The sequence below is a fragment of the Lewinella cohaerens DSM 23179 genome, from assembly GCF_000379805.1.
GTDB lineage: Bacteria > Bacteroidota > Bacteroidia > Chitinophagales > Saprospiraceae > Lewinella > Lewinella cohaerens.
Map to the genome: position 1 here is coordinate 22014 of NZ_KB903547.1, position 22084 is coordinate 44097.

Genomic DNA, 22084 nt, shown 5'->3' on the forward strand with positions numbered 1-22084 from the left:
AGTTTAGGGGCATAAAAAAACCCCATCAAAGGACGGGGTTCGAAACAAACACTATGAACAACACAAATTCTTAAGAGGGTGAAAAAAAATCCCCCAACCAAGGGGGGATTCTAACTATGAACAAACACTCACCCAATTGTATTTTGACGGTAATTAAACCGTATTAATCTTTCTTATAACACAAATTAAAGCCCATAACACTTCTATAATACTACAAAAAACGCAACAAATGTGACATGGTAAACGACAATAATGGACAAAAAAAAGCTGGAAACTTGCGTTTCCAGCGGAAAATCATATCACATGAAAAAAATTACATCTTTATATTCACTCTCAAATAGAGGAAAATTTTGCAGTTCATTTGTAACCTTGGAGACCAAGTGATTACAATGCAAACATATATTTTTTTTCTTATACTTCCTAGGTTAGGTGGGCTTTTTTTAAAAAAAACGGAATTTACTCAACCCTAAATAAACAGGACACCAACAAAGTATCTTGCTATCTATGAAAAGTGATAGAAAAAAAGGTGTCACAAAAATTCTCACTCCGTTGATGCGTTCTTTACATTCTTTTTCGGCCCGAATACACTATTTATCCATAAACGGGAGCGATATGCCAGCCAGTACATAACCGGAATAACGACCAATGTAAGGAATGTTGCAAAAGTTAAGCCATAGATAACCGTCCAAGCCATAGGTCCCCAAAATGCCTGATTATCTCCACCAATAAATATTTGTGGGTCCCAATCAGTAATCAATGAGAAGAAATCAAAGTTAAAACCTATCGCAAGTGGCACCAAACCGAGTACCGTTGTAATTGCCGTTAACAGCACAGGACGCAAACGTGTAGCTCCTGCTTTGATAATACTATCTCGTACATCCTTTCTATCCAATTCGTACATACTCTTCAACCCCTTGGCTTCTGTCTTTTTGCTTATCAAGAGAATGATATAATCAATCAAGACAATAGCATTATTCACGACCACTCCTGCAAGGGAAATGATACCCACACCAGTAAAGACTATCGAGATATCCTGTAGGAAAATAGCATAGCCAAGGAATACACCAATCGTACTAAACAAAACGGAAAGGATAATAATAAAGGGCGCCGTAATACTATTGAATTGAGCGACAAGAATGATAAAGATAAAGAACAGCGCTGCCAGGAAGGCCCCACTCAAAAACTCCGTATCTTCTGCCTGTTGCTGCTGCTCACCAGTAAACTCGTAGGTAAACCCGGAAGGCATATCAAACTGCTGCAAAGCTTCATTAATCTGACCAACAATTTCATTGGCGTTATAGCCATCACGAACGTTGGAAAAGATAGTTACTACTCGATCCAGGTCCTTCCGTTTAATAGACGAATAAGTACTAGAGTACTCCATCTCTGCAACGGCTGAAATAGGCACTTGCACGATCTGACCATTACCCGGATTCCTGAAAGTAACCTTCTGATTCATCAGGTCATCAATACTAGATCTGGAATCCTCATTTAGCCTCACAAAAATAGGGTAATCGTCTTCTCCCAATTTGTACTTGCTTACCTCCTTACCAAATAAAGCCGTACGAATAGTAGAGGCTACATTGTAAGTAGAGATACCATAACGACGGGCAGCTTCACGATCAACCGTAATGATCAACTCTGGCTTACCGATTTTTACATCTGCCTGTAGTTTCTCAATACCCGGAATTCCTTGCTGGTTGATGTATGCAATGACCTCCTCCGAAAGAATCGCTAGTCGGTCAATGTCCTCACCTTGCAATTCCAGGTTAATAGGCTTACCCGTTGGTGGGCCATCAGCATTTTTATCTACCGAAACAGCTACTCCTGCAGCACCCCCAGTAACTTCACGAATTTCTTCCATGATCTTAAAGGTAGAAACATCGCCACGCTCACGAGCGGGCACAAAAGAAACTGTCAAGCGGGCACGGTTTGGCGAAGACCCCGGNTCTGGCGGACCGTTAGGGTCGGCGGTATCCTCTCCTATTTGGGTAAGGATCGACTGCACAACATCTCCGTAAGGTTCCACCACTTTTGTGATTTCCTCTTCCAGCTCTGCTACTACCCTATTGGTTTTTTCTATGTCCGTCCCCAGTGGCAACTCCACAAAAGCATTGACATACAAAGGGTCTGAACTTGGAAACAAGTCTACCTTGGGCTGTCGAATCCCCAACAATGCCAATGATAGAACTAACAGTACAAAGGTTCCCACAAAAATCTGCCACGGCCGCTCTAAAGCCCAATTCACAAAGTGATCATAGGCGGTCTCCAATCGAGGCAAGAAATTATTTTGAAAACGCAATGCAGAAGGGCGAAAAACAAAGAAATGCAGAAGACTTACAACCGTTGCTATAAGCATAATATTGAATAACCAACCTGCTCCTGCCAATAGGCCTAATACACCAATTAGCATCATTCCTCCGGCAAAGATCAGTACGTTTCGGTTTTTACGCCGGCGCTCTTCCCTGGTTCCTGCTATCTCTTCCATCTTCATAAAGGTGGCGGAGAATACAGGATTAATCACCAGTGCTACAAACAAAGAACTGGTAAGGACGATGATGAGTGTAATCGGCAGGTATTTCATAAAGCTACCTACCAATCCTGGCCAAAAAGCAATCGGTACAAAGGCAGCCAATGTCGTAGCTGTTGAAGCAATAATAGGTAAAGCAACCTCTCCTGCACCTTTCTTGGAAGCCTCCATCAAGGAATGCCCCTCCTGTACGTAGCGATAGATGTTTTCAATGACCACAATACCATTGTCCACCAAGAGGCCGAGCGCTAAAATCAGGGCAAAAAGCACCACGATATTCAACGTTACGCCACTCATATAGATAAACAAAATCCCCATCAGCATACTCAACGGAATAGCAATACCTACAAATAGGGCATTACGTAATCCGAGAAAGAACAAAAGGACCAAGGTCACCAGGATTACCCCTGAAATAATGCTATTCTCAAGGTTAGCTACCTGCTCACGGGTATTATCCGACTGGTCGTTGAATAAGCTAATATTCAAATCCGAGGGCAATGCATTAACCTGTGCTTCAGCAATGATTGCCTTGAGGTTATCTGCGGCAGACAGTAAGTTTTTTCCCTGTTTCTTGATCACATTCAGTGACACCACCGGGTCGCCATCAGCACGAGCGATACTGGTTCGTTCTTTGTAACCAAAGGTCACCGTTGCAATGTCCTTGAGGTAGATAGGGCGAAGGTTTTCACTCTTGACAATCATGTCTTCTATTTCCTCTACGGACTTGAACTCCCCAACGACCCTTACAGCTCTACGAAATTCATTACGAACGATTTCACCGCTTGAAAGCGTGAGGTTCTCCGAAGCGATAGCGTTTTCTATATCAGTGAAACTGACTTGAGTGCTTTCCATGCGGCGTAAATCCACATCAATCTTCACCTCACGTTCTCGGTCTCCCTTAATTTCAGCACGCGCTACTTCATCAAGGGTTTCAATCTCATCCTGTAGGTATTCCGCGTAGTTGATCAATTCATCCAGCTCATACTCTCCAGAAATATTGACGGTAACAATAGGAATTTCGGCCAGGTTAATGTCCATCACGGTAGGATCCTGATCCAAATCAGAAGGCAACTCCTGCTTTGCAATATCTACAGCATCCTTTACTTTGCGAACGGCTTCGTCAATGTCTTCACCACTGTTAAATTCAACCGTGATCACAGAAAAATCCTGGATAGAGGTAGATCGAATTGTTTTCACACCATCCACCGACTGTAATTCCTTCTCCAGTTCACGGGTTACCAAGCTTTCGATATCCTTAGCGGAGTTACCAAAGTAAGGGGTATTAACGTAAACCTGAGGAAACTGTACCTCCGGGAATTGCTCTTTAGGAACAGCAGAATAACTGCGTAATCCAAAAAGCAAAATCATAAAGGCCAGAATAAAAATACTGGTTGCATTATCAACGGCCAGTTCCGTTAGCCCAAACGAGCGGTATTCTTTATTCTTAGCCATTATTAGCCGGTTGATTTATTTTAATGAGCTGACCATCAGTAAGGTCACGTGAACCTTCTGTAATCAATTGTTCGCCGCCAACAAGGCCTTCTGTAATGATGACGCTGCCATCGTAAGACTCTCCTATTTTCACATAGTGCTTACTAGCAATCATAGCTCCGTCTTCATTTTCATCGAGGACAAATACGAAGCGTTTGCCGCCTACTTCCTGCTGCACCCAATCCATAGAGATCGTCACCACATCTTCAGCAACAAACTCCTTAATTTTCATCTCTGCCAATAGGTTAGGCTTCAAATCAGGGTTGGCAGGCAGCTTTACTTCTACCTTGAAGGTACGGTTGGCCGGGTCAACGGTTTTGCCAATTAGGCTTACAGGTAGCGTACGTTCGATACCTAAAGCCGGTACTGCAACCTCTACCTTTTCCCCACGGCTCACCGAGCGGATATAGTTTTCTGGCACATCAGCGGCCAACTTAAGTTCGCTGGTATTGAGAATCTGAATAATCGGTACGCCAGGGCCCGCCAATTCTCCCGACTGTAATACAACACGTTCCACCACTCCCGAAATCGGAGCATAAACTTTGTTTTTCGACAACTGAAGATCCAAGGTACCCAAGCTTTTTTCCAAGCGTTCCTTGTTGTTCTTTGCCTGAAGGAATTGTATTTCCGAGCCAATGTTCTGGTCCCAGAGGCGCTTCTGTCTCTCAAAAACATCGATGGCCAAGCTTAGCGTTGTTTCCAACTCTTCCCGTTGTTTTTGGTAGCCTTCTACATCTAAGACAGCAATCAGCTGACCACGACGAACGGTTTGCCCTTCTTTTGCCTCAAGTTGCAAAATGCGACCACCGATCTCGGCGGTAGCATCGGTCAAATCTTCCGCCGTCACACTGCCCTGAAGGACAACATAGCTGGCAAAGTCGCTTTTGGCTACCTTCGTAGTAGCTACTAAAACGCCAGCATCCTGGCTATCAGGGTCCTGGGCAGCAATAGCATCTTCCAGGGTTTTAATCTCATCACTTAAACCTTTAAGTGCGATACGCTTCTCCCGAAGAAGGGTTTTCTTTTCGTCTAAGCTGGCGGGGAGTTCTCCCTCTGGTGCTTCTGCCTGACAGCTGGCAAAGATCAGCGCCAGCATCATAAATGGAATGAAAAATTTCATAAGGTATGCTAGTTAGCAGGTTGATATTTTAATATTAGTATTAATTTTCTCCCAGCGCTTCTTCAAGCGCAACCTTCGCCTGTAGCACATCGTAGATGGCCTGCAAGCGATTGGTCTGAGAAGTATAAAGTGCTTGTTCCGCCTGGTTGACTTCCAAACTGGAACCCACACCTTCGCGATACTTCACCTGGGTAGTGTCGTAGATGCGTTGCGCAAGCGCAAGGTTATCCTCTCTGTCTTTGAATCTTTCTTGCGCACTCAGGTAAGTAGCACGAGCATTTTCGACCTCCAAGTCGATGAGCCGTTGTACGGTTGAACGCTGTACTTGTACCTGCTGGCGAGTAATAGTTGCGCGATCTATCTGTGAACGCTTAAAACCTCCATCATAGATCGGCACATTCAGGGTAAGGCCTACAAAACCAGTAGGTGCCCAGAAACCACTATTGAAGTCATTACCCTGGTACTGGTACTGGTAACCTGCAAAGCCACGAAGACTAGGGAGGTAACCGGTTTTAAAGTTCTGAATATTATAATCACTCAATGCTATGGCCTGGTCCAAAAGGTTGATTTCCGGGCGGCGGGTGTAATTGACAGTCGTCGTCAGCATTTCCGGGTTATCTTCTGCCAGCAGAGCTTCCATATCATCGCCTATTGTCAACTCTTGCTCAGCTGGATAGTTGATGGTAAACTTGAGTGCCCGCAAAGCATTCTCATACTGGCGATCCAATGCATCACGCTCGGTTCGCAGATTAGCCAACGAAAGCGCCAGACGGTCGACATCCAACTGCTCAGCAAAACCAGCTTCGTAGATCTGCTGGGTTTCTTGATAGAGCTCTTCCAGGTTCGTCAAGTTCTTGTCTAGTTGCGCTAAATTGGATTGCAACAAAAGTACTGGAAGGTATACATCACGCACCTGTTGGCGTACCTGACGCTGGCGGTCTACCAATTCTAGCTGCGCATAGGTACGGGCAGCACGAGCAGCCTTAAGCGCGACAAAGTAGGCAGCATCGAAGATCATTGCATCCAAATTGACGCCTGCTGTGAAGTTGTTTTTTAATACAAAAGAAACCTCCTGTGGCTCGCCTCCAGTAAATTCTGCAGGTAGAGGAACAATAGGTACTTCGAAATAACGCTGGTAGGTACCACTACCACTCACTTGTGGTAAACCGGTAGACTTACTTTGCAAAATTTGAGCTTCCGCATCCTGAACTTTCAATTGGGCATCCAGCATTTCCGGGCTGTTGGCCAGCGCATAATCGATCAATTGATCCATGCTCATCTCAGAAGATTGGCTCCAACCGGTTTGCAATATGGTCATCAGCGTGCAAAGGAGAACGACACGCAATGGGTGATTCATGAATTGTTAGTTATATAGTGGTATGTCTAAAACAAGCCACTTGATTGATAAAATGATTACTAAATTTTTTCTTCATCCTCATGTCCTAGGTATTCCCGTACAACTTGCATCCCATTTTCTGATGCAACTCCGTGCATGTGGTACACAAACAACTGGCTGATTAAATCCTCCAGGTTATACTCTTTCACAGAAAAGTGCTCATTTTGCGCCAAGCGGGTAGCCATGCCTACAAAAAACTTGGCAACCAAACTCACTTCTGTACTCCGTCGGTACAAACCCTCCTCTATTCCCCGCACCAGATTTTCCTGGATAAAATGAGTAAAAAAGGTCATGTGTAAATGATCCAGTTCTCGGTGAATATCCTGATAATATTTCTCCAAATCATAGCGAGAAGTGGGTGAAACCAGCCTCAAGCGACTGATCATAAACCGAGCCACTTCTACCATCTCCTCAATCGCATTATCAGATTCCTTGCGCATCGCTTCAATTGCCTGCCGTTCAAGTATTGATCGCTCTGCGAATATCTGCCGAATCAAATCCGACTTGTTTTCAACCTGCTGGTATAAAGTCTTTTTGGAAACGCCAAGTTCCCGGGCAATATCATCCATGCTCACGCTACGTATACCGTAGCGCATGAACAATTCCTCCGATTTCGTTATTATCTGCTGTTTTATCATGCTGTGATTAGCCGCTTTCCCCTATTAAGTTTTAAAATTTAACACTTGGTGCTAATGAGGATTTAAGCAATGGACTACTCTTTCTGCCCACAAAGAAACGCAGGAAACTTTAAAGTAGTTCAAAGTTTCCTGCGTTTTTTACTAATAATTTTAATCCATTGGATAAATGGGCCTGGACTAGGGATAAGCAAAATAATCTACTGTATTTAACTACAAGAGGGATACGAAAAAGGAGGAGGAATATAGGAGCGCAAGGCAGCGCCTGAAGCTCGGCGGACGGAGGAGCAGGGCAAAGGATGGGCAGGAGCGGTTAGCGACCGACAGCCTGGTGCCGATCCCGTCCCGACTAGAAAAGTCGGGACGGGAGATGGCATGACCCCAAAGCAACAATTAAGAACACCTACCGTATACCAAAAGCGGCATTGATCGATGACCAATGCCGCTGAAAATTTTTAGGCACAAACCGGAGTCTGTTAGGCTTTCAATAAGCTACCCGATGTGGAATGGGGTTTACTTAGTTTTTGTGCTTACCAATCTACCATGAACTCCATGAACAATAACAAGCGCCAATTTTAGAAACGATTTATAGTGTTTCCCAATAGGCTGATACAAAAGTGAAGTAAAAATCACGAACAATAACGTACCTTTATTCATATTTCTGGAAAAAAAATCACACCTTAATAACAGCAACCTGCTATAAACCAGTATTTTAACATAAAAAAACACTTCGTTTTCTGAATTATATTATTTATTTATGCAAGACAGTAAACTCATAAAAAACATCAGCGACCTACCTGCCAAGGCTCGCCAGCGATTTAAAGTCTATGTTAATTCTCCTTATTTCAATCAACATGAGAAAACCATAGTACTGCTAGATTACATTTATAAATACCTAGGCACCAACCCCAAAAAACTTGCTAGAGAGGTTGTTTTCAAAAAGCTTTTTCCGGGAGAGACTTATTCGGAGCAGTTGCTCTTCAATACGATGTCTAGCCTTAAGAAATTACTCCACGGCTTTTTGGCTCAACAACGCTATGAAGAACAGGATTTTGTTGAAGACTTGTTTCTGCTGGAATCCACCTATTACAATAATCAATTTGATCTGCTCAAAAACAGAGCGAAACAACTAGATCGTAAGATGAACAAGCATCCTTACCAGGATGCCCAGCATTATTATACGCAGTTCAAGTATCTTAATGTAATGGCCTATTACAAAAATCAGCATGAAGATCGTAACAAGGCCAACCTGCTCCAACAGCTTACAGACAAGCTAGACCGCTATTTCATGTTGGAAAAGCTGCGCCATAGCTGCCAGCTGACAGCTCATGAAATTCTCAGCAATTCTCAATTTGACTACAGTTTTCTTGACGAATTAATCGCCTACTACCTGAAGGAGAAGGATCGTTTTGAAGACGATACTTCGATTCACCTGTACTATACTATCCTCATGAGTTTGCGGGATGATGATAATCCGGCTTACTATCAAGATCTAAAGCTTTTGTTACAAGAGCAGGTTCACCGTTTCAGCCCTCACGAGCAGCGAGATTTGTACTCTTACGCTAACAACTATTGTGTGCGCCAGATCAACAAAGGAGCGCAAAACTTCCAAAAGGAACTCTTTGAGCTTTATCAGGCAGGTCTGTCCAATGAGTTGATCTTTACCAATGGGTTGCTCAACGAATGGAACTATAAAAACATCACTGTACTGGGTTGTATTTTGGGGGAATTCGAGTGGACAGAATACTTCCTGGAGAATTACAAAGAACGGCTGCCTGAAAAGCCGCGTGAAAATTCCTACAACTACAATATGGCGCACCTCAACTATTCCAAACAGCGCTACAATGAAGCCCTCGATCACTTGCTTTTGGTACGCTTTTCCGACGTTACCTATCACCTCAACTACAACAACCTGTTACTCGCCACCTACTATGCACTTGGTGATACAGAAGCACTGATGTCGCTGATTGACACCTTCCGGATTTACGTTATTCGCAACCGAAAGATGACCAACAACCGTAAAAAACACTACACCAACTTCTTACGTTTTGCGAAGAAAATAACGATAGCCAAGCAACAACCTCGCTCTTACGGCGGGCCCAGTAAGGAGGAAAAGTTTGCCCAGCTTTATTTGCAAATCAAACAATCTACAAATATTGTTAACCGTTATTGGCTCGAGAATACCTGCCGTAGCGAGGCCGGTGAGACATTGGAGCAACTTTTGGCAGAGGAAAATGCAAATAGTTCCGCGGAATAATATCCGTAATAGCGCTTACCTTTGATCCTGGTATTTACTTCAGAACACCACAAACATCATCATGTACCTGTTCACCCGTACCTTTATACTTCTTACTTTCTGTTCATTTTTATTCTCCACGGTGGGTTCTTCTCAGAACCTTAAATACCAGCCGGTAAAAGCCCCGAAACGGGAACTCCGCGCTGCGTGGATCGCCTCTGTGGTGAACATAGACTACCCCAAATCGCCATCCACCAACCCCATTGCACTCAAAGAGCAATACCGCAATCTGCTGGACCAGTTGGAACAGGTGGGGATGAATGCTGTAATTGTGCAAGTCCGGCCAGCGGGTGATGCGCTATACCCTAGTGCCTACGCACCTTGGTCGGCCTACCTGACCGGGCGGCAGGGCGCTCCGCCTAAAGAGGATTTTGATCCTCTGGCCTTCATGATTGAAGAAACAAGGTCTCGGGCTATGGAATTCCATGCCTGGATCAACCCTTTCCGAGCCTCCATGAATATGGATACGGCGAGCCTTCACCTTACGCACCCTGTCTTTCAGCACCCTGATTGGCTGGTGGCTTACGGAGGGAAGATGTACTTCAACCCAGGTATCCCCGCTGTACGCAACCACTTGGTAGATGTCGTTGGCGAACTGGTAGACAACTACGACCTTGATGGCATCCATATTGATGACTACTTCTACCCCTACCCTGTAAAGGATACGCCATTTCCTGACAGTATGGCCTTCAAGTTTTATGGTCAACCATTTAAAGACATCAACGATTGGCGACGGAACAATACTGACCAATTAGTACAAGCCCTGCACCAGCGTATCAAATCGGTGCAGCCTGCCGTGCAATTAGGCGTAAGCCCATTCGGTGTTTGGCGCAACAAAAGCGACGAGGCTCCAGGAGGTTCAGCTACCCGAGCAGGAGCTACTTCTTATGACGATCTCTATGCCGATGTCCTGAACTGGATCAACAAGGGCTGGCTGGATTACATCATGCCACAACTCTACTGGAACATTGGTTACGCCCCAGCTGATCACGAAACGCTGGTACAATGGTGGAGTCAAAATAGCCGTGAGCTGCCGTTGTACATTGGTCATGCCGCCTATAAAGTGGGTGACAATGCTGTAGTAGAATGGCATGACCCTGCAGAGATTCCAAAACAAATTGATCTTAATCGACGCAACTTCCGAACCTTAGGAAGTGCCTATTTTAGTGCCAAATCCATTCAGGCTAATCCCTTGCGGTTAAAGGACAGCTTACGCACTTATTACAAACACCACGCCTTATGGCAGGAGCGCCCTGAGCTTGAGTTGCCCAAACTCGTTCCCAGCGACTTACGTCGTCCCAAATGGCGCAATGATGCGGTACGCTTACAGTGGCGTCCGAGCAAAGGAAGAGACGGTGTTTTGCAACAAGCCCACTACTACGTAATTTATCGCTTTAATGGCCAGCAGCTTGGCGATTTCGAAGATCCTGCCAATATCCTGGCCATCACTCCTCTTGGGGCAGAAAACCAGCGTAAAGTTGTGTTTTACGACAATGCCACCACCGTAGGAGAAACCTATACTTACGCGATCCGTACGGCCAACCGTGCCAATATAGAAAGTAACCCTGGCGGTGCTCGTTCTATCGAGCAAAAAACGGCCGTCCGCATCAAACGACCACGCACAAAGAAGACCAAAGAACGGAAGGTAAGGACGAGGGTTAGGCGTAGGGATTTGAAAAACTAGAGAACGGTTGATGGTTAGATGGTTAGATGGTTTTGCTAGTGGCGGCAAACACCTCTGAATTCAGAATACTCTAGCAAGTAGAATCAGCATTCAACTGTGGCAAAAAAACTAAAATAGCCACGTGCATAAAGCCTCCCTTCCCCTGCAAAACACATCCCGAAACAAGGCCATTTTCGACAATGGGAAGGGCCGGGGATGGGGCTAAGGGTTGGTTAGATGGTTGATGGTAATGGTGTTTGCTAGTGGCGGCAAACACCTCTGAATTCCCACTTCAGCTTTCCCCATCAAACAAATCCAACAACGCTGCAAAGGTCGGCGGCGTAGGCTCCTCGAAAGTCATACGTTCTTTGGTAACAGGATGCTCAAAACTGAGTGAGCAGGCGTGCAGGTAAAGTCGTTTTTCGCCGATCATCTCTGCCAGAAGGCGGTTGAGTGGAAAATCTCCGTGTTCGGCATCTCCGATAATGTCGTGGCGATCATGGGAACAATGCTGACGTAGCTGGTGCCAACGACCAGTAGTGGGTTTCAGTTCAACCAGACTCAACGGGAGGTTCTCTTCGCCCTTGTGCTCCCATTTAGTGTAAACTGTCCGTAGTGTCCGGTAAGCTGTTTCGGCAGCAGCTTTATTTCCTCGTTTTGCTTTCTTCACCTTGCCATCAAAGATTCCCTCTCCCGGGATGCCTTTCACCAAAGCATGGTAAACCTTATCGACTTCGCGGCGAGCAAACTGCTCCGTCAACTGGGTAGCCATTTCCGGAGAAAGGGCCAAGAGTAAAATGCCCGATGTTTTGGCATCCAGCCGATGTACATTATAAACAGAGCATTCCAGTTGCTGGCCGAGCCATTTGGTTACGTAGGGTGCATCGTTGGCCATCCCTTTACTCTTGTGTACAGGAAGACTGATAGGCTTATTGATGACGACCAGGTGTTCGTCCTGATATAGAATCGGAAGGATATTGCTCATGCGGTGAAGGTACAAGCATTTTTATCAGCGATAATAAAAAAAACCGCCTCCCATTGGAGGCGGTCAACTTTGAGAAAATGGAGAACATAAGTCTTTTTATTGCGCAAAAAATATATTGAGCCTTCTCTGTGGTTTTCCAAAAAGCTGACACGCTTAAAATGAATCACTTTGCCAGTTTTTTGAAAAACGAAACCTCAATTTATTTTTGTGCTGTCCTTTTATTGCGCAAAAAATATATTGAGGCTTCTCTGTGGTTTTCCAAAAAGCTGATACGCTTAAAATGAATCGCTTTGCCAACTTTTTTAAAAACGAAACCTCAATTTATTTTTGTGCTGTCCTTTTATTGCGCAAAAAATATATTGAGCCTTCTCTGTGGTTTTCCAAAAAGCTGACACGCTTAAAATGAATCGCTTTGCCAACTTTTTTAAAAACGAAACCTCAATTTATTTTTGTGCTGTTCCCCAAATAGTGAGGCTTGAGGGTATCTACCTCAATTATCAGTAATCTTAGTACTTCAACCCTCACTGTACTAGGTAAAAAGTAGACGGTACTTGGCATAGCACCCATTTAGGGTTCTTAAAACTCTGAGGAGGAACGACAACTCTGAGGAGCCTGTGACGATCACCGCAGGTCATCAGCGTAGCTAATCCCTATACCCTGTACTAAGTACCTAATACTGTGAAATTTGCCATGGCAAATTTCACATCAAATCGTCGGGTCATCCAGTTGCTCCAGGTGAAAACGGTCTATGATTTCGAGCAACTGATTTGCATAATTATCACTTTTGCTATAACCCGCTTTCTCTAGTCCGCGAGCCCAAGCACGGAAGTCTTTGCCGTGGTCTAACAAATTGGGGTGACGATTGACAAGATAGAGGCTGTGTTCCCGCCAGTTGCGCCAAGCCGATTCATAAGGTTGGCCGGACATAGGCTTACCAAAATGATTGTTGTCTACTTTAGCATCCATTGCCTGACCAGCACGGCTTTCCAGGATCGCTTGGGCTAGCTTCACAGAAGCAGGAATACCAAACTTATTCATTTCCGTTTGAGCAACTTGTGCAAATCGGTCAAGGTAATCTTCTACTGATGCCAAGTCTAATGCTGCAGGTTTAGCGGAAGCACTGGAAGCACCTCCCATCGAGACGGTTTGGGCAAAGCCCATGGTTTCTACACCCGCCTGGTTCACACCTTCAGAATAGGAGGCCGATTGTGCAAAAGGAGCTTTCATTTGAATAGAAAACTGAATATCTCTTTGCATTACATAAAAGAACAATACCAATGCGGCAGCAACTTTAAATAGCGGCACCGACCATTTTCGGAACAAAACCAAGCCTGGGCCAGCCTGTTGTTTATGATGAGAAGGTGTTACCTGCTTGGAACTTTGACGGCGACTGACCAAGTACCATAGTTCGGCAACTAAGCGCTTGAGGAAAAGCCAAATGCGCGACCAGAGGGCGACCCAATTGATAATAGGACCAATGGGTGTTTCGCGCCCGGGCTGCATTCTTCGTCGATCTTCGTACCCTCCCCGGGGGGTATACTGCGTTGAATTTGATTTCATGGCTGAGATTTTTGCGAAACTTATTGTTATATTGCGACAATAATTTGTAGTAAAACAAAAACTTATTGTTGCTCGCACTACAAATATAAAACACAAAGTTTATTAAAAACAATTATTTTAAAACTTTTATTTTTAAATAAATGAGTAAATTCTCAGATAGTATTGTAAATCAACGATTTGCGCAAGTATATAAATTATTAGAAGATAAACATTTAATCCGTGGAAAGTCTGATTTAGCCAAACACCTTGGCACTTACAACCATGTTATCAACAGTATTTTACAAGGAAAGCGCAATCTTACGGTAGACCAGATCCACCAATTATGTGACACTTACGAGATAGATGCCAACTATTTGTTTGGCCTTGACGTACCTCCTTTTATGGCCAACTCCGGTAGCGACATAGAACTTCCAACAGGAGGTGCCAATGAAATGGTCAACAATGGGCGGCAAAACATCAGGCTGGTTCCTCAAAAAGCACTGGCTGGTTACGCGCTTGATTTTCAATCCCCTACTTACTTTCAGGAACTCCCTGGTTTTAGTATTCCAGGTATGTCTGGAGAGCTTTTGGCCTTCCCGGTGAGTGGAGATAGTATGTTGCCTACCATTACCAGTGGAGATTTAGTTATTTGCGAAGCCCTGGAGAAACCCCTTGATGGCACCTTTCCTGTAATCCGAGACAATGAAGTTTATGTGATCGTCAGTGACGTGGTCGTGGTTAAGCGGATTCAACAGTTAAAAACAGACGGACAAGTCACTCAACTGCGCCTTATTTCGGACAATGCCAGTGTTTATCAACCTTATCAACTTGATCTTGAGGAAATCAAACAAGTTTTGCGGGTAAAACGTCGTTTAACTGATCACGCTATTAGTTAAGCCCCCTCTATGAGAATTATTCAAATAACCGATCTACACGTTGGTACACCTGAAGAACGCCCCTTTGACATTGATATCAGAGCAAATTTTATTAAAGTTCTAAAAGCAGCCAAAGCCGTTCCTCATGATTTACTGGTCATCAGTGGCGACCTTTGCCTTGAGGAAGGAGACCTTGCTATTTACCAATGGATCAAACAGCAACTCGACGATTTCCAGTTCAACTACCTGGTCATTCCAGGAAACCACGATGACAAAGAGATGATGGTCAGCACCTTTGGCCTCCATCAACAGTTACAAAAAGGAGCTTTATTTCTCACTTCTCCTGATGACCAGCCACCTCTTGTATTACTCGATTCAGGGCCAGGTCAGGTTGATGAAACCACACTGAGTTTACTTCAAGAATACTTGCAAGCTCATCCTGCTCCTATCTGCCTGTTTATGCATCATCCGCCCATGAAGATGGGTGTCCCCTTTATGGACAACAAACATGCATTGCGTAATAGAGAACCTTTATTATCAGTACTCACTGAGCACTCCTACCCTATCAGTATTTTCACGGGGCATTATCATGTAGAAAAATCGATGCGCTGGCGCAACCTGGATATCCATATCACTCCCAGCTGTTATTTTCAGATTGACTGGAAAAAAGAAGATTTTGCGGTCGACCATCATAACATTGCCTATCGTTACATCAATTGGGATGGGGAAACGCTAGAACATACTGTGTTTTATGTTTAGAACATCTCTTAATTACAGTTCAAGTCTGTACTTGACTGAATGTCATTATTAGGGAAACACTGCCCACTCAGAATCGTTTCCGGCTGGTATCTCATCAATTCAGGATCATACAACGCATTTTCCAAAAAAGCAGTTATATCCTGAATATCGCCCTGACTCAAACCTAAGGGTTGAAAATAAGTACTCAACGCATTAGCTGGTACTCTACTATTTTGAGCTACGCCTTGATTCTTATATGCTACAACTTCCTGAACACTACGAAAGGAAGCCCCATGCCCATAAAATGGGGAGTCTATCATATTATAAAGACTTGGCGTCTTAAAAGCGTAATTGTCTGATGCAACCTTTGTAAAACCTCCTCTACCAAGGTGTGCACCATCTTCAGGAAATGTTTCAAAAACTTCTTCCCCTATTTGATCCAGGTCATTCATACCCAGCGCATGGAAACTCATACTGCTGAGTGCCGGTCCATTATGGCAATTGACACAATTGGCCTCACCAAAAAACAGGATCGCACCACGTTTTTCGGCAGGCGACAGCGCCCCTGTTTTACCTTCCAGGTAGCGCTGAAATGGTGCGCGATTGGAGNGTAATATTCGCTCATAAGCAGCTATTGCCAAGCCTGCGGTTTCTCGACTATATCGCTCTGCTGGCACCCAATCAGGGAATGCGGCATCAAATAATACGGTGTACCCCAAGTCAGCAAGAAGTGCTTCTTCGATTCCCAGACGATGAACTTTTAAACCTGCAATAGCTTGTGTTTCCACCCCTTCATAACCAAGATAATTGGCTTCCAACGGCGTGTCATAAACCCATTCCTCCTCTGTACCTTCATTATCACCTCCTGCACCAAATTGACCATTCCACAACATCAATTCCTGATACGCCACATTAAGGGTGGTAGGCGAACGAATAGGTTGCACATCTAGCTCCTCGGGTTGGTAAGTATCAAAACTCAAACGATCGAGCCCGTTCTGGCCGATCCCTGTTCCGCCTTCTCCAATACCCTGGAACCGCCCAGCCTGGAAACCTGCACTAGCGAAATGACAAGAAGCACAAGAATAAGTACCTTCTCCTTCCGGACGCATTGGGTTAACTGCTAGTCCGGTTTCGTGATACAGTAATCGACCTAGTGTTACCTTTTCAGCCGTAATAGGGTTCGCTGGATCTTGGGGAATACTGTTGAAATCAAAACTTTTAGGAAGAAGAAACCCTTCCTTTCCATTGATAGGGTCTGCCTCGTTCAGAACTTTAGTTAATTCATTATCAAGATCTTCTCCTGATTCATTACTACAGGAAAACGCACAAAATATGGTAAACAGGAATACGATGAGATGTGTTTTTTTCATGAGATTAGTTTTGTGTCCCTATAATATCAGCTTGCAAGCTGAAGTATATTCTAGCCTGTACGAAAGTAATTTACACAAATTTAATAATTTCATATACAAAATCACACTAATACCATTCTTCCCGTTTACTTTCCTTACTCAATGCCGCAAATTCTTATTACTTTTCCTCATATTTGGCCCACCATGGAAAAAGAAAGTGCGGGCAAGGCTGGAATATTAAAACAGGAGACCATTCTGGCTTGGATCGATGAGTTGATCCAAAAAAACAATACTTCGGAGCCTCCTTCGCTAGTATTTGCAGAATGGATTTGTGCTGGTCGTATCTGGGTCAGCAAAGCCCCTGATAATTTTAAAGCTTTTTGTCTAAAACAACTAAGCCAGCGTACTGAAACGTCTTTCAATCCTAGTGACTTGGTACTTGCAGGATTGGCAGCTCCGCTATTTGGCGAAGACTTTTCTTTACTTGAACAGCTATCGAACAATCACCTTCGCCTTTCTAAACTTCTCGATCCCAATGAGACAGGGCTGCTCCAATGGCCTAGTTCCACGCCGCAGTACTGGCCAGCGGTACAAGCTGCATGGATATCGTCTTCTGACCAATTGCTAAAGCATAAATTGCCGCCATCACAGATGGAACAAGTGATTCAATTAAAGGAAATCTATGTATATGAAACAGACCACCAACTGTGGCAAAAGAGCAAAAACACCTATCAAGTACTTCCTACAGCTACGGCTACGGAAATACTGACAGTAGCAAACAATGCACTGGCGATGTTGGCCTGGATACCAGATCAAGACCGTGCGGAGGATATACTGAGTTCCCTCAGAAAGTCTGCAGCTCCCTGGCAGAACAAGGAACAAGCTATTAATGAATGGCTTGGGCCCGCTGCTTATTTGCTTTTCGAAGCCCTTAAAGCTTATGAGATGACACAAGCGGCCCAAGAACTAAGTAATTATGTGAACAATCATCTCTCAACAACTCCTGATAATGCTATGCAAAAATGCCTGTATCAGCTATGGGAGGAAAGTACGAATTGATCATCCCAACAAAGTAAGTTATAATGACAAAGACCTGGTGGAAAGAAGCCGTTATTTATCAAATTTACCCGCGCAGTTTTAAAGATAGCAACGGGGACGGTATCGGAGATTTAGGAGGGATCATCGAAAAATTGGATTATCTCGCTGAGCTTGGTGTCGACTTACTTTGGCTGAGTCCTATTTATCAATCCCCTAACGACGACAACGGCTATGACATCAGTGACTACCGCGACATTATGACCGAATTTGGTAGCATGACTCAATTTGACGAAATGCTCCAAGGCATTCACGATCGGGGTATGAAACTAATGATGGACTTGGTCGTTAACCACTCTTCTAATGAACACCATTGGTTCCAGGAGTCCCGCAAAGGGCCTGACAACCCCTACCGCGATTATTATATCTGGCGGAAAGAGAAACCTGTTCGCTGGCCCTCTTTCTTTGGTGGCGAAGCTTGGGAGTACGACGAGCTGAGCGGTGAATATTACCTCCATCTTTTCTCTAAAAAGCAACCTGACCTCAACTGGGAGAACCCCAAACTACGCGAGGAGGTCTACGAAATGATGCGGTTCTGGTTGGACAAAGGCGTTGATGGTTTCCGGATGGATGTTATCCCATTTATTAGCAAACGCCTCCATTGGCCGGAGGTCGATTGGAATGATTTCCCTAAAATTGTTGAAGAGGTTTATGCCAATGGCCCTCGTCTCCATGAGTTCCTACAGGAGATGAAGCAAGAGGCATTGGTCCCTTATGATGTGGCTACGGTTGGGGAAGCCCCCGGTGTACCCGCCTCATTAGGCAACCTATATGTAGGAGAATCTCGCCAGGAACTAGACATGATTTTCCATTTTGGGCACATGTTTCTAGACTGGGGCCCAAAGGGAAAATTTGAGATTAAAGATTGGAACCTCAAGGATTTCAAAGGTGTTTTCAACGATTGGTATGCTGCTTTGGGAGAAGAAGGCTGGGTAAGTATCTTTTTAGACAACCACGATTTTCCACGAATGGTTAGCCGCTGGGGTGACGATGGTACCTATCGGGAAACCTCCGCTAAACTACTCGCGATCCTACTACTGAGTTTGCGAGGAACCCCAAGCATCTACCAAGGCTCAGAAATCGGGATGACCAATGTGGCCTTCCCATCCATTGACGATTATCGTGATCTCGAAACCATCAATGCCTGGACGGAGGCTGAAGAAAAAGGAGAAGACCTTGATCAATTACTTTTAGCAATTCACAAACAAGGCCGAGACAATGTTCGTACCCCAATCCAATGGGACGACAGCTCACAGGCTGGTTTTACAACCGCTTTAGAACCCTGGATCAATGTCAACCCTAATTACAAGGATATTAATGCTGCTGCTGTATTGTCCAAACCAGATTCCATTTTCTATTTCTACCAAAGGCTACTGCGTTTACGTAAGCAATACTTAACCTGGGTATACGGAGAATACGAAATGATCGATGGTAACCATTCTCAATTATATGCCTATCGGCGTTGGGATGCAGAGGCAACTTTTTATTTCTATCTCAATTTTTCCGAAACGGAACTGACTGAGCTTCCTGGTCCGCCGCTAGAAGAGATGGAGTTGATTATAGGCAATTACCCCGATCACAAATACGCTCATTTGAGAGCTTGGGAAGCGAGGGTTTATCGGATATAGGTTTGATGGTTGGCGTACTAAAAACGCACACCGTACTGAAGAATACCTCCGTCTTGGCACCTTAAAAATTAAGACAACTCCGCCAAGACATCAAGATTCCCCTTCACATCGTCACCGATGGATACTTTCATTTGCGCATCTAGTGGCAGAAAGACATCAACTCTCGATCCGAAGGTAATAAAGCCAAACTCCTCTCCTTGTTTAAGTTGCTGATCAGGCGTAACATAGGTGCGAATGCGGCGTGCAACAGCACCGGCAATCTGCCGGAGAAGTACTTCATGCTTGCCATTGTCAATAACGACTGTGGCGCGTTCATTTTCAGTACTGGACTTGGGATGCCAAGCTACCAGGTATTTGCCAGGATGGTATTTGAAATACTTGACAATTCCAGCAAGAGGGCTCCGGTTGACGTGAACATTAAGAGGCGACATAAAAATACTCACCTGCAAGCGTTCCCCCTGAAAATACTCCTCTTCCTGCACTTTCTCAATAACAACGACTTTGCCATCAGCAGGAACGTAGACCAGCTTGGAATCTTCTTGGGGAATAAGCCGTTTAGGGTTTCTAAAAAACTGTAGAATCAGTAAAAAGAAGACGCCACAGGCTATTTTCAGCAATAATCCTGGTAACGTAGCCAGGTAAAAATGGCCAAATAGCGCAAGGCCAAACAAGGCGACAAACGCCAGTGGTAAGATTTTTCTTCCCTCTTTATGAATCATAAAAATGTACTTAGTTCTTGTTAGTTGATGCCAGGATTTTAACGAATCCACAGCAAATAAGCCGCGGCGAAAGGTAGACAAAAAATAAACCCGTCAAAGCGGTCAAGTAAGCCTCCGTGGCCTGGCAAAAGTGTTCCACTGTCCTTCATATCCACACTACGCTTTAGTAAGCTTTCTACCAAATCGCCTAAGGAAGCAAAAACACTTACAATCGCAGCCAGCACCAGCCAGTCTACAATTCTTAGTTCATTGATTGTAAAATAAAGGATTAGTGCTGATATAAACGTAACCACTCCGCCACCGATTGACCCCTCCCAGGTCTTCTTGGGAGATACTCTTGGTAATAGTGGTGTTTTTCCAAACCGAGAGCCTACCAAATAAGCGCCAGTATCGTTCATCCAGGTAAGTGCAAGGATACCAAAAACGGTATTGGCATAGAAATGCTCGCCATCAAAGGCAATGAAGTCCAACAGTGCAAAAGGAACGCCAATGTAAATAATGCCCAAAACGATGTAAGCTATATTCGCAAACGGCTGATCCGACTTTGTAAAAAGTTCGTAGATGAACGCCATGAAAATAAAAGGAGAAAACAATAACGAGGTGAAGATTACAAACGTTTCAGGGTCCTTAATGACTTCCAAATTTGTTATTGCACTGAGAATAACGGGAAGTATCCCCATTATTAGCCCTACAATCTTGCGGATTCTATCACGTCGGGTGTCTCTTATCAACACCATTCCTAGATATTCCCACAAACAAATCCCTGTGATAATAGCAAAAAGTAATACGAAACTATAAGGGCCACCAAAAAGGCCTGCCAGCATAACTACCACAAAGATCGCTGCAGTAGCCCCCCTTCTTAACAATCCCTGCATTGACGACATTTAAGCTCTTGTCTGATTATGGGGCCAAAAATACAGAATATGTTTAAGCTCCTTCCTTTCTAAGGGTGATTATCTTGTTCCCTGCCTTAAGCAGCCCCATCTCCTTGTTGATTAATCGCCTCGGGTATTCGCTTTTCATGAAACCGTTTTACCAAATAGCCGACCGCTAATAAACTCAAGGCAACCAGCCAAATAGGAGGCATTTCTATTTCTGTTGCATCAACAGCCACCTTCATTGCTTCCGGGTTAAAATATGCTCCAAGGATTTGCACACCATTGAAAAGAAAATGAATCAAAATTGGCAGCCATAAAGAGCCACTCCACCATAATAGATACCCCAATAAGGCCCCCAGTAACATCCGAGGGAAGAAACCGACAAACTGAAGATGAATAGCAGAAAACAAAATAGCACTTAGCCATATTCCCCAATGAGGATTATTGACCAATTTCTGCAACTGGGGCTGCAATAACCCACGAAACAATAGCTCCTCTCCAATAGCGGGCGCTACAGCAGCAACAGTAAGGGCCACTAGAAACTCCTTAAAGCTCTCCATCCGCAGCACCTCCCCGACCAACCAATTTTGGCTATCCTCCATACTTATCATCCATTCCGGCAAGGGTAAATTGGCGTTAAGCCAATTACTAAACTGAATAAGTGGCAACGTCGCCACTAAAAGCAAGACACTCAACCCCACCAGTTGAGCTGTCGTAAAGCGATCCAACTGTAAAAAAGCAGTCCAGTTACGATCCCCTTTGGCAAGCCAAGCTACCAGAACGGCCGCAAAAGTAAAAGAGAAAACATGAGCTACCAGGTTGAACCATCGAATACCTTGCCGCTCCAACAAATCCAAGGCTATAGCCTCTTCGCTGTTCATTATTTGGCCTATATCAACACCAAGAGATTGCACAACCAGGTTGCCTAAAGCAGCCCCTAATCCCATCCCAAAAACCAATGCCAATAAGGTAAGGACTATCACCAGCCATGGCTGTTTACCCAAGGTCAATTTAAATATAGAATTATCGGCCATGAACATTATTTGATTAACCTAAAATTTACTTTATCCATTTGAGAGCTGGCAAAATAAACTATCTTTGCCAGCAAAGAAACCAATAATACATTTTATTGGTCATTAATTTTCCG

16 protein-coding genes are annotated in these 22084 nt (G+C 44.3%); 6 read left to right on the top strand and 10 right to left on the bottom strand.

Annotated elements, in window-relative coordinates; translation table 11 throughout:
• Positions 1 to 541: 541 nt before the first annotated feature.
• From A3EU_RS0115320 to A3EU_RS0115335, 4 genes are read right to left on the bottom strand one after another with little or no spacing between them, the layout of a single operon-like run.
• Positions 542 to 3982, bottom strand: a complete 3441-nt coding sequence (locus tag A3EU_RS0115320; protein WP_020537067.1) for an efflux RND transporter permease subunit — start codon at positions 3980 to 3982, stop codon at positions 542 to 544.
• Positions 3975 to 5141 carry an efflux RND transporter periplasmic adaptor subunit gene (locus tag A3EU_RS30630; protein ID WP_020537068.1) on the bottom strand — a complete coding sequence of 389 codons (1167 nt, stop codon included), beginning with the start codon at positions 5139 to 5141 and terminating at the stop codon, positions 3975 to 3977. Before A3EU_RS30630 ends, A3EU_RS0115320 begins: the two co-directional genes overlap by 8 nt.
• A 40-nt stretch (positions 5142 to 5181) precedes the next feature.
• Positions 5182 to 6498, bottom strand: coding sequence for a TolC family protein (locus A3EU_RS30635; RefSeq protein WP_052331311.1), 1317 nt, complete (start codon positions 6496 to 6498; stop codon positions 5182 to 5184).
• 59 nt (positions 6499 to 6557) lie between these two features.
• Positions 6558 to 7175, bottom strand: a complete 618-nt coding sequence (locus A3EU_RS0115335) for a TetR/AcrR family transcriptional regulator (RefSeq protein WP_083937431.1) — start codon at positions 7173 to 7175, stop codon at positions 6558 to 6560.
• Between the two features lie 754 nt (positions 7176 to 7929).
• On the opposite strand from A3EU_RS0115335, the gene A3EU_RS0115340 reads away from it, so the two are divergent.
• Positions 7930 to 9429, top strand: a complete 1500-nt coding sequence (locus A3EU_RS0115340; protein ID WP_020537071.1) for a hypothetical protein — start codon at positions 7930 to 7932, stop codon at positions 9427 to 9429.
• A gap of 61 nt (positions 9430 to 9490) precedes the next feature.
• On the top strand, positions 9491 to 11152 hold the full coding sequence (locus A3EU_RS30640) for a glycoside hydrolase family 10-like protein (protein WP_020537072.1): 1662 nt from the start codon (positions 9491 to 9493) through the stop codon (positions 11150 to 11152).
• Positions 11153 to 11423: 271 nt separating this feature from the next.
• Here A3EU_RS30640 and A3EU_RS0115350 read toward each other — a convergent pair whose 3' ends face one another.
• Complete coding sequence (locus tag A3EU_RS0115350; protein ID WP_020537073.1) at positions 11424 to 12116, bottom strand: RluA family pseudouridine synthase; 693 nt, start codon at positions 12114 to 12116, stop codon at positions 11424 to 11426.
• A 705-nt stretch (positions 12117 to 12821) separates the two neighbouring features.
• The gene (locus A3EU_RS32905) at positions 12822 to 13676 is read right to left on the bottom strand and encodes a glucosaminidase domain-containing protein (RefSeq protein ID WP_020537078.1); all 855 of its coding nucleotides are present in this window, start codon (positions 13674 to 13676) and stop codon (positions 12822 to 12824) included.
• Positions 13677 to 13816: 140 nt separating this feature from the next.
• Between A3EU_RS32905 and A3EU_RS0115385 the strand changes: the two genes are divergently transcribed.
• Positions 13817 to 14551: a S24 family peptidase gene (locus tag A3EU_RS0115385; RefSeq protein ID WP_020537079.1), complete on the top strand. Its 735-nt coding sequence runs from the start codon at positions 13817 to 13819 to the stop codon at positions 14549 to 14551.
• A 9-nt stretch (positions 14552 to 14560) separates the two neighbouring features.
• Positions 14561 to 15289, top strand: coding sequence for a metallophosphoesterase (locus A3EU_RS0115390; RefSeq protein WP_020537080.1), 729 nt, complete (start codon positions 14561 to 14563; stop codon positions 15287 to 15289).
• Positions 15290 to 15297: 8 nt separating this feature from the next.
• Here A3EU_RS0115390 and A3EU_RS0115395 read toward each other — a convergent pair whose 3' ends face one another.
• Entirely contained in the window at positions 15298 to 16638 is a 1341-nt protein-coding gene (locus A3EU_RS0115395) for a cytochrome-c peroxidase (protein ID WP_020537081.1), read from the bottom strand.
• A 183-nt stretch (positions 16639 to 16821) separates the two neighbouring features.
• Between A3EU_RS0115395 and A3EU_RS0115400 the strand changes: the two genes are divergently transcribed.
• Both A3EU_RS0115400 and A3EU_RS0115405 read left to right on the top strand, forming a co-directional pair.
• Positions 16822 to 17676 (top strand): hypothetical protein, encoded by an 855-nt coding sequence (locus A3EU_RS0115400; protein WP_156825782.1) that lies wholly within the window; start codon positions 16822 to 16824, stop codon positions 17674 to 17676.
• A gap of 23 nt (positions 17677 to 17699) precedes the next feature.
• On the top strand, positions 17700 to 19340 hold the full coding sequence (locus tag A3EU_RS0115405) for an alpha-glucosidase (protein ID WP_020537083.1): 1641 nt from the start codon (positions 17700 to 17702) through the stop codon (positions 19338 to 19340).
• A gap of 68 nt (positions 19341 to 19408) precedes the next feature.
• Here the strand turns inward: A3EU_RS0115405 and A3EU_RS0115410 are convergent, their stop codons facing one another.
• From A3EU_RS0115410 to A3EU_RS32910, 3 genes are all read right to left on the bottom strand, one after another.
• The gene (locus A3EU_RS0115410; RefSeq protein WP_020537084.1) at positions 19409 to 20059 is read right to left on the bottom strand and encodes a phosphatidylserine decarboxylase family protein; all 651 of its coding nucleotides are present in this window, start codon (positions 20057 to 20059) and stop codon (positions 19409 to 19411) included.
• 38 nt (positions 20060 to 20097) lie between these two features.
• On the bottom strand, positions 20098 to 20934 hold the full coding sequence (locus tag A3EU_RS0115415) for a phosphatidate cytidylyltransferase (RefSeq protein ID WP_083937433.1): 837 nt from the start codon (positions 20932 to 20934) through the stop codon (positions 20098 to 20100).
• 95 nt (positions 20935 to 21029) lie between these two features.
• Positions 21030 to 21971: a CPBP family intramembrane glutamic endopeptidase gene (locus tag A3EU_RS32910; RefSeq protein WP_020537086.1), complete on the bottom strand. Its 942-nt coding sequence runs from the start codon at positions 21969 to 21971 to the stop codon at positions 21030 to 21032.
• Positions 21972 to 22084 lie beyond the last annotated feature (113 nt).